3 protein-coding genes and 1 pseudogene are annotated in these 2,873 nt (G+C 30.6%); 1 reads left to right on the forward strand and 3 read right to left on the reverse strand.

Going from position 1 to position 2,873, the window contains the following annotated elements; translation table 11 throughout:
* Positions 1-73: 73 nt before the first annotated feature.
* The 3 genes and pseudogenes from tnpB to CAAU_RS14185 form a co-directional block, all read right to left on the reverse strand.
* A complete protein-coding gene (gene tnpB, locus CAAU_RS04370; protein ID WP_008908221.1) occupies positions 74-1,177 on the reverse strand; it encodes an IS200/IS605 family element RNA-guided endonuclease TnpB in 1,104 nt (367 codons plus the stop codon).
* A gap of 8 nt (positions 1,178-1,185) precedes the next feature.
* Positions 1,186-1,587: an IS200/IS605 family transposase gene (gene tnpA / locus CAAU_RS04375; RefSeq protein WP_008908222.1), complete on the reverse strand. Its 402-nt coding sequence runs from the start codon at positions 1,585-1,587 to the stop codon at positions 1,186-1,188.
* 147 nt (positions 1,588-1,734) lie between these two features.
* Positions 1,735-2,642: pseudogene (locus CAAU_RS14185) on the reverse strand (ISLre2 family transposase); the annotation flags it as partial.
* Here CAAU_RS14185 and CAAU_RS04390 point away from each other — a divergent pair.
* Positions 2,581-2,873: chorismate synthase (locus CAAU_RS04390; RefSeq protein ID WP_040305937.1), on the forward strand; the 293-nt coding region annotated here is incomplete at its 3' end. The pseudogene CAAU_RS14185 and the gene CAAU_RS04390 sit on opposite strands and share 62 nt — an antisense overlap.

A 2,873-nucleotide genomic window follows, 5' to 3' on the forward strand; every position in this document is an offset into this window, starting at 1 on the left:
CTGCTTCATCAACCTCGTAACCTACTATCTCCACAGGCGTTAATTCGGGTAGTCCCTACCCTACTGTTTTTACTTATGCTATGCCTAATATCCTCTTTCCTTCTTTTAATATATTTTTACTTGCATTTACATCTCTATCATGGACTGTCTTACACATTGGACATTCCCACTCCCTTACGTTTAAGTCTTTTACTTCTTCATTTTTATAACCACATACATTACATATTTGACTCGATGGATAAAACATATCTACTTTTACTATTGTTCTTCCATACCATAATGCTTTATATTCAAGCATGTTTACAAATTTTGACCATGCTACATCTGATATGGACTTTGATAGTTTGTTATTTCTTAACATATTCTTAACCTTTAAGTCCTCCAAAATTATAACTTGGTTTTCGTTTATAATTTTAGAGGACAGCTTTTGTAAAAAATCTTCCCTTTGGTTTCTTATCTTCTCATGTATTTTGGCTACTTTCTTAGTTTGTTTCTTAAAGTTATTGCTACCTAATTGTTTTTTAGAAAGCTTCCTTTGTTCCTTAATAAGTCTTTTTTCTAACTTTATAAGATATTTAGGATTGGATATTTTGTTACCTTCACTATCTATCAGAAAGTGTTTTACTCCTAAATCTATACCGATTACTTTGTTAGTTTTAGACTTTTCTGTAGTTTTTTCTATCCTACAACAAATTGAAACAAAATATTTCCCTGTTGGAGTTCTACTTATAGTTGCATTTAATATTTTACCCTCTACTTCCATTGATTTTACAAACTTTACCCAGCCTAATTTGGGTAGTTTGATTTTGTTTCCTTCAATTTCAATGTTGTTATTTGTAAATGTTGTTCTATAGCTTTTATATTTACATTTCTTTGACTTAAACTTTGGATAATTTGCTCTGCCTTCAAAAAAATTCTTAAATGCTTTGTCTAAGTCTTTGAGCGAATTTTGAAGTGCAAACTTATCTGCTTCTTTTAGCCATATATTAATTTGTTTTAGTTTAGTTAAATCAGCTGAGCAATCCTTATAATTAAATGTTATACCTTGAGTTTTATATATTTCTTCTCGTTTTGCAAGATAATAGTTATATACAAACCTAACACAACCAAAGGTTTTATTTATAAGCTCTATTTGTTGTTTATTAGGATAAAGCCTAAATTTAAAAGCTTTTTCCATATTTACACCTACTTTTCTTTTTGAGATAAAATATATTGTTTAATTTGTTCTTCTGTATTTTCACTAACAGTTGCAACAAAATATGATGGGTTCCACAAATGTCCATCCCATAATTTTTGTTTAAGTTCTGGAGACTCTTTTAACAATAATCTTGCACTTACACCTTTTAAAGCTTTTATCATATTGGGAATATAATGCTGTGGTGAACATTCTACTAATAAATGAACATGATCTAAATCTGTATTCATAAGAAGTATTTTGAATTTATTATCTTCAGCTATATAATTAAGTATTTCTTTTAACCTTTTTTCTATTTTGTCTGTTATAATTTTATGTCTATATTTAACGCACCAAACTATATGATATTGTATATAATATACATAACCTCTACCATGATAAACATTAGCCATATTTTCACCTCATAATTATTATAACATATGTTGTTACACAAAACAAATTTTAAACTAATATAGATAGTGTCAAGATATTGTAGGTTAATTTTTATAGACAACCCCTTAAATTAGCTAGTTTCAAGGCGTTTGTTAAATTTAAAAAACTTAAATTATATTTTCATATTTTATTGATTTTAATATCCTGTAAATTGGCGTTACTTTCCCTATGTTCAATATCGTTATATTATTCATAACTTCACGTGAAGATTTATTTATCTTTCTTATCGCTTCTTTTATTTTCTTCTTACTTACCTTGAAGGCTTTTTCATCTTCCTTAAACACACTTATTTCCCTTAAATTTCCTCCATTCTTGCTAAATACCCTTAGCTTTGCCATTATCTTTAATCCTTCCTTGCTCCATCCTAATGGCCTGCTGCTTAATCTCGCCGATAATACATGGCTTACATGCCCTTCTGCGCTGCATCCTATTACATCATCGTCATCTTTATATATTTCTATCCCTTCCCAGTTGTTTAATATATACCTTCTTACTTCTTTTATCCTTTCTTTTTCTGTATTAGTTTCTGCTTTACTTGCAAGCTCCTTAAATATTTCCCTTAAACCTTCTTATCTCCTTCATTTATGGCTTTCCATATCTTTTCCCTATATTCTTCTCTCTTTGCTGTCCCTCTTATTATGTATTTGTTTAAATGATATCTGTCTAATACAAATTTCGTCTTTTGGTAATCCACTCTATCCCTTCCTTTATCCATCTTGCCCCATCCCCTGCTATATATATCTTTTCTATGCTCTCTATTTCATAATTCTCATACACATAATTCGCTACATCTATCCATATTTCTTCTGCTTCTACTCCTACGTATGCTTTGTAATATACATTTTTTAATTTCATTCCTTCCATTCCTCTCTTGCCTTCCTTCATGAACATAGACAAGCCTTGGCATCTCCTTTTTGCCATTCTGCAGTGCAACATGATCTTCATCCGCTTCTATGTATAATACCCTTACCTTCCTTTTTTCTTTTACTTCTCTCTTTAAAGAGGCTGGTGATACCCTGGGGGGAGCTGTAGAAGTTATAGCCTTTAATGTTCCACATGGACTAGGTAGCTATTCCTTTTATGATAGAAGGATGGATTATATGATTTCAGGAGCAATGATGTCTATCCAGGGAGTTAAAGCGGTAGAAATTGGAGATGGTTTTGAAGCTCCAAATATTTTAGGAAGCCAGTTTAATGACAAAATAACTTATGAAGGTGGAAGCTTTAAAAGAAAAAGCAACCACTT

Origin of the sequence: Caloramator australicus RC3 (genome assembly GCF_000297115.1) — a bacterium.
Taxonomy (GTDB): Bacteria; Bacillota; Clostridia; order Clostridiales; family Caloramatoraceae; genus Caloramator; species Caloramator australicus.

Bases quoted from the DNA above. Each gene is read 5' to 3' on its own strand.
- tnpB (WP_008908221.1), bottom strand. From the start codon at position 1,177: ATGGAAAAAGCTTTTAAATTTAGGCTTTATCCTAATAAACAACAAATA.
- tnpA (WP_008908222.1), bottom strand. From the start codon at position 1,587: ATGGCTAATGTTTATCATGGTAGAGGTTATGTATATTATATACAATAT.